This is a genomic window from Sodalis-like endosymbiont of Proechinophthirus fluctus, assembly GCF_001602625.1.
Classification (GTDB): Bacteria; Pseudomonadota; Gammaproteobacteria; order Enterobacterales; family Enterobacteriaceae.
Map to the genome: position 1 here is coordinate 32,383 of NZ_LECR01000023.1, position 5,355 is coordinate 37,737.

The 5,355-nt window shown below is 52.4% G+C and carries 7 protein-coding genes and 2 pseudogenes; 5 read left to right on the top strand and 4 right to left on the bottom strand.

The features are described from left to right. Positions 1-62 precede the first annotated feature (62 nt). Positions 63-935 carry a metal ABC transporter substrate-binding protein gene (locus tag BG74_RS02660; protein WP_066596544.1) on the bottom strand — a complete coding sequence of 291 codons (873 nt, stop codon included), beginning with the start codon at positions 933-935 and terminating at the stop codon, positions 63-65. 364 nt (positions 936-1,299) lie between these two features. Here BG74_RS02660 and mntR point away from each other — a divergent pair. The 5 genes and pseudogenes from mntR to BG74_RS20325 all read left to right on the top strand — a co-directional run. Next, positions 1,300-1,672: pseudogene (mntR, locus tag BG74_RS16120) on the top strand (manganese-binding transcriptional regulator MntR); the annotation flags it as partial. A gap of 135 nt (positions 1,673-1,807) precedes the next feature. Continuing rightward, positions 1,808-2,029, top strand: a complete 222-nt coding sequence (locus BG74_RS20310; protein ID WP_066596406.1) for a thiamine pyrophosphate-binding protein — start codon at positions 1,808-1,810, stop codon at positions 2,027-2,029. A gap of 16 nt (positions 2,030-2,045) precedes the next feature. Continuing rightward, positions 2,046-2,195 carry a hypothetical protein gene (locus tag BG74_RS20315; RefSeq protein ID WP_439895644.1) on the top strand — a complete coding sequence of 50 codons (150 nt, stop codon included), beginning with the start codon at positions 2,046-2,048 and terminating at the stop codon, positions 2,193-2,195. A gap of 136 nt (positions 2,196-2,331) precedes the next feature. Next, positions 2,332-2,472, top strand: coding sequence for a hypothetical protein (locus tag BG74_RS20320; RefSeq protein ID WP_439895645.1), 141 nt, complete (start codon positions 2,332-2,334; stop codon positions 2,470-2,472). Between the two features lie 291 nt (positions 2,473-2,763). Then, positions 2,764-2,910 (top strand): hypothetical protein, encoded by a 147-nt coding sequence (locus tag BG74_RS20325; protein WP_439895646.1) that lies wholly within the window; start codon positions 2,764-2,766, stop codon positions 2,908-2,910. Between the two features lie 82 nt (positions 2,911-2,992). Here BG74_RS20325 and BG74_RS20330 read toward each other — a convergent pair whose 3' ends face one another. From BG74_RS20330 to BG74_RS12550, 3 genes and pseudogenes are all read right to left on the bottom strand, one after another. Next, positions 2,993-3,298, bottom strand: a complete 306-nt coding sequence (locus BG74_RS20330; RefSeq protein ID WP_066596407.1) for a hypothetical protein — start codon at positions 3,296-3,298, stop codon at positions 2,993-2,995. A gap of 82 nt (positions 3,299-3,380) precedes the next feature. After that, positions 3,381-3,965, bottom strand: a complete 585-nt coding sequence (locus BG74_RS02675) for a 2Fe-2S iron-sulfur cluster-binding protein (RefSeq protein ID WP_439895649.1) — start codon at positions 3,963-3,965, stop codon at positions 3,381-3,383. A gap of 62 nt (positions 3,966-4,027) precedes the next feature. Beyond that, a pseudogene (locus BG74_RS12550) lies at positions 4,028-4,502 on the bottom strand (hypothetical protein); the annotation flags it as partial. Between the last annotated feature and the right edge of the window lie 853 nt (positions 4,503-5,355).

Consider the following 5,355-nt stretch of genomic DNA (forward strand, 5'->3'; position numbering starts at 1 on the left):
ATAGGTGACCGTCAGCCCGCTCACCGTAAGCCGGGTGCGGTATTGTGCAGCCGCGAGGACGCTCATTGACCGAACCCTGTGGCGATGGTGTCAACGGTGGTGCGTAGCAGGTCGAGATAGGTTGGTACCGGCCCGTCAGAGGCGGACAAGCTATCCACGTACAGTACGCCGCCGTAGCGGGCGCCCGATTCAATACTAACCTGGCGCGCCGGTTTATCAGAGATGGTACTTTCGCTGAAGACTACTGGGATGTGATAACGGCGTACGGTATCGATGACTTTTTTCACCTGTTGCGGCGTGCCTTGCTCGTCGGCGTTAATCGGCCATAGGTAGACCTCACGCAATCGATAATCCCGCGCCAGGTAACTGAATGCGCCCTCGCTGGTGACCAGCCAGCGCTGCTCGTCGGGAATTTTCGCCAGTCTGGCGCGCAGAGGAGCATCTATCTCTTTTATTTTATTTGAGTAATATTGCGCATTGCGATTGTAAATCGCCGCATGGACCGGATCGTATTTCACCAGCGCCTGTCGGATATTTTCTACATAGACGAGCACATTGGTCGGCGACATCCAGGCGTGGGGATTGACCCGGTCGCGGCCGGCACCATCACGGATCGGCATGGGTTCAATGCCTTCGGTCACTACCACCGACGGTACGCCGTGTAATTGGTCGAAGAAGCGGCGAAACCATCGTTCAAGGTTCATGCCATTCCAGAGGATCAGATCAGCTTTCTGCGTTTTGACGATATCCCGCGGCGTGGGCTGATAATCATGAACCTCCGCGCCCGGGCGAGTGATGGAATGAACCTCCGCCGCTTCACCAGCGACCTGACGGGCCATATCCTGAATTACGGTAAAGGTAGTAATGACCTGAAAGGGTTTTTCCGCCCGCGTACTGCCGGTGAATAGCGCGGCGACTAGCATCCCTGCGAGCATCAGGCGCAGTGTAAAAGGCGAATGGTTGAGAAAGTGACAAGGAGAAGGTGTTGTGGCCATGGCGATTTCCCGGGTTGCGGTTAACTCTGAAAAAGCAGCAATCACGCCTCTATTCATGTGGCAAGCCGTGTAGCAAGCGCTGGTTGAGCTTGCCTAAACATCATCCAGTGGCGACCTGTCGTCGGTGCCTTGCCGGCGTGGCGATTGCTTAATGGACAGGTATAGCATAGGCTATATTAGATAGCAAAAGCAATTAATTCAAAATCTTGTACTAGACCACTCTTCATTTACAATGCTTAGCCAAAACGCGCCTATCCCCCCACCCGCTAGGGATCCGTTGGCCATAACATAACGAGGAACAGATATGACCCATGGCGATTTATCCGCGCTGTCTAGCGAGATTACACTGTTGGTAGACATGAAAGAGAATGTGCAGGGATTCTTGCAGGTGGCGTGAGGCGCATTGGTCTGAGATGATGGATGACTATGTCGAGCTGATAGCCGATCTGAATCCGTGATTGCGACGAAGCGCGCTCCAGGTGGATCTGGCAGCGCGGCTGGGTGTTTCGCAACCGACAGTGGCCAAATCCTCAAACAGCTAATGACGGTGGAATTAGTGAAGCAGTAACCCTATCGCGGCATCTTTCTTACCGCCTAGGGGAGGCGTTGGCCCATGAAAGCCGCATGCGCATCAGATCGTGGAATCCTTACTGCTGGAACTGGGCTTCGGGGCCGAAAACCGCCCGAATGCGCTAAAGCGAACTATGCTTGGATAAGAGATTTTTATTAGAAAAATCAAACGTGCCCCGCCATACGCGTATCTGAGGCAGATACATGGCAACCAAAACCAGTGATTTGGAGCGTCTGAATTCATGGGAGCCACCCGTATTTACGGTTATCCACGCGACGGCATCAATGGCATACTGGCACGCTACAGCGTGCTGCCAAGGACGACGAGGGTAGTACAGGTATGCCATAAGGAAATGGCGGCGTTTATGGCCACTGCGCATGCCGAACTAACCGGCGAGCTTGGCGTGTGTCTTTCCACCGGCGATCCGGGGGCTATGCACCTATTGACCAGTCTGTATGTATGATGCGCTCATGGATCATGTGCCAGTGTTAGTCACCGTCGTGCAGGCAGAAACTACATCGCGTAGTGCTAGCCACCAAAAAGAGCTGAATCTCGATTGCCTGTTCGCCGATGTGGTGGCTTTCGTGAAGGAGGTGCAAATGTTCTGGCGCAGGTGCGCCATGTGCTGAATCTCGGTATACGCGTGGCGCTCGCGAGAATCACGGTAGCGGCGCCGCTGCGGACGAAAGATATACAGGATAAGCCCTGGAGCCCTTGCTGTCACCACAACTTTACCCGCTCCGGCGCTAGTTACAATCCTCGCAGGTGGTACTGCGGGTCACGGAACTGGTTCGTACAGCCGAAGTGCTTAATATCGGCAAAAAGATAGTGATTCTGGTGGGCGTCGGAGAGCGCGGTGCAACGCAGGACATCATCATCGACGTGGCGGAAATATTAGGAGCATGAGTGGTCACAATGCATTGTTCGGCAAAGGTGTGTTGCCGAACAATTTGCCGTTTGTCATCGACGCCAGCGGCCGTCTTCGGATATGATGAGCGAATGCGACACGTTTTTAATGATTGGCAGCGGCTCAGTTTTTGCCGGCGGATAGGCAGGAGTGGAGCGTACAGGTTTATATCGATCTGGCCGAGATTATTATCGTGCAAAAATACCAGCAAGGCTAGACCGATCCGCGCTTTATCGTATGTGCACTTAATAACTACTATCTGAGCTAGGTGACCTGGGAACAAAGAATAAATGGAAGGTAATCCGTGCTATCAGGCCAGTCAGGAAGTTCCCGATGTCCCCTATGCCGGCTTTGAAAATTTGGGGATAGAGGTCATCTGCGTCGATGACCCCGCGGATTTGCGGCAGGCCTGGGCTACAGCTCTGGCGGCGGATTAACTAGTCGTCATTGAGGTGATAGCCGATCCCGAAATTGCGCCGTTTCCGCCACATATTTCTCTGATCCAGGAAAGCCTTTACGTCATCGTTGGCCAAAAGATATCGCAGCGCCGGACAGGTAATTGTCGAATCGTCGATAGCGTCCAATGCCCTTTGCAGCGCGGCATATTTGGTCCAGACCTCCAAGATTGCGCGCGGGCGTAATGGAGTGGGCGCGTATTCCTAGCCAGTGCGCGGCGCTGTAGACCTCCCTCACCCGGCATCCTTCTTTGATTAATAGTCCGCGGGTGACTTCGGGAATCGACTTGGTGACCATGACCACCAGCGGATGACGGCTGCCGATTTTCAGATAGTCTAGATGTGTTAAAAGTGTGATCCAGGATTGCATGTCACTCTCCCTCCAGCAGGAGATCGGTAAACGCATTCGAGAATGCCCTGGTCGGATCCGAGTCGTGCGAACCTAAAAAAACTCATCCCAACGGGAGTATAATTCGCGCTAGCGGTAATAAGGACAGGATGATAGTACTTGCCTCCAGTGCAGTTGAACCACTATACGTCGCGACGTGTTTCTCCATCTCCTGCAAAAAGCAATACCATCGCTTGAGAGGGGGTATCGTTGTTAGCATAACAGACCACGAAAACGAAAAACAGACTGACTGAGCTAGGCGGATGACGGCCCGGTGCACACACAGTGTAGAATAACCGGATAGTATTCGCCATTTGCACGGGCGTTTGCACGTTGGCGCCCTGTTCTGGTGTGCGGTTATTGCCGATAATCCAGGGTTGATTGTCAATAAAATTTCTATAAAGGCACTCATATCTACCACAAATTGCGCTCGATCGGGGAATTTGGCAGCGCTCGCCGCACCCACAGACCGTTCTGAAAATCGCACAGGAAGGTTTTTGCAGGCCAGCCGGGGAACATCGTTGATCATAATGCCGCAGACGCTGCATATCGCTATCCGGCACGACCAGCGGAATGTAAAATCCACCGTCAGGTGGTCCTTGATATAGCCCAAAGCGTCCAAAATCGAGGTTTGCTCGTCCCAGGGCACCTGATAGCTTTCCCAGCGCGGGGCGATATCCTTTTCGGGATCATAATATTGGATCTGTACCGTCAACGGGTACTTGTCACCCATGGTAGGGTAAGCCTCGTTACTAGCGGTGGCCGGTGCTTCTTGCCCTCGCTACGGTAAACCCTTTGGTGGGCGCGGTAGAGTAGTAAAATTTTCACGTCGCTGTAATCCAGTCTGACGCCGCCGTCTGACGTAGCGAACACCAGGGCATGTTTAAGGAAATTGACATTGCCGCGGGCAGTAAAAACTTTCGTCAAGACGTTGATGTGTGCCGCGGGATTTCCGGCGATGAAATGCCGAATGTGCCATGCATTCCGCCACATCCACCCGCACTGCAATTCCAGCGTATACAGCAAGTCGGTGTTTAAGACGCTGCTGGTATCCTGGACTTAACCCGTTTGAACCGTTCTTTCAACTCGGAGAGCTTATCGACGGTCTTTTGCATCAGATCAGGAGTGCGATAAATGCCACAGTCTTACTCCCCATACTCAGACCCATTTCATCACGCAGGGTGCTCTAGTTTTCGGTACCGTCTTGGCGTTATAGCGACCACAGGTGCTCGGCAATATCCCGCGTCATCACCACCAGCATTAGAGTATGTTTACGGTACGAGGTCGACCAAATTTCGCGAAAGCGTCTCTCTTGTGTAAAACTGTGCTACCACATCAGCGCCTGGCTCTGCGGCCGCAGCATTTTTCCATGGCGCACATGACCTGGCCACATGACCTAGCTCATCAAGATGGAGGCCCTGCTGGGCTAGCCAGCACGCTGATTCAGGCAGATTTTTGCGAATAAACCAAATGACCAGCGAACACAGGGCGCCGGCAGTTATCACCCAGCGCTAGCCTTCAAAGTACAAAAAAGTATAAAAAGTTTTAAGAATCAATCAGTAAGAAATGATATCCACCGTGGGCAACCGAAAGAAACTGCACGAAAGAAAAATGAGAACGCGAACGCCCCATTGTGCAGGTGGACCGGCACCTACTTCTCTTGGTCAAGTAGGTATAGATAGTTACCAGTTTTATATCTAGCCCGATATCTACCAGGAAGCGGCACAGAATAATGCCTTCCGCACCGCTCTGAAACGCCATGACCAGCAAAAACAGCCATATACCAGGCCAGCGTGCACATAAAGGTAAAGGTCAGGCAGCGGCCGAAATAATCCGCATAGTGGCAAATCAGACTGCTGCCCACAAACAGACCTAAGAAGGCGATGGAGAAAATCGCTGCCTGGTCAGAAAAGCCCAATAAACTAACCGCCAGTATGGAAGATATTAGCGGCTATCAATTCCGCGCTTTCGCTTTATACAGCCGATCTCAGAAAGATAATACAACTCAAAAACCGCCAAGCGCAAGTAAAGAAATAAAG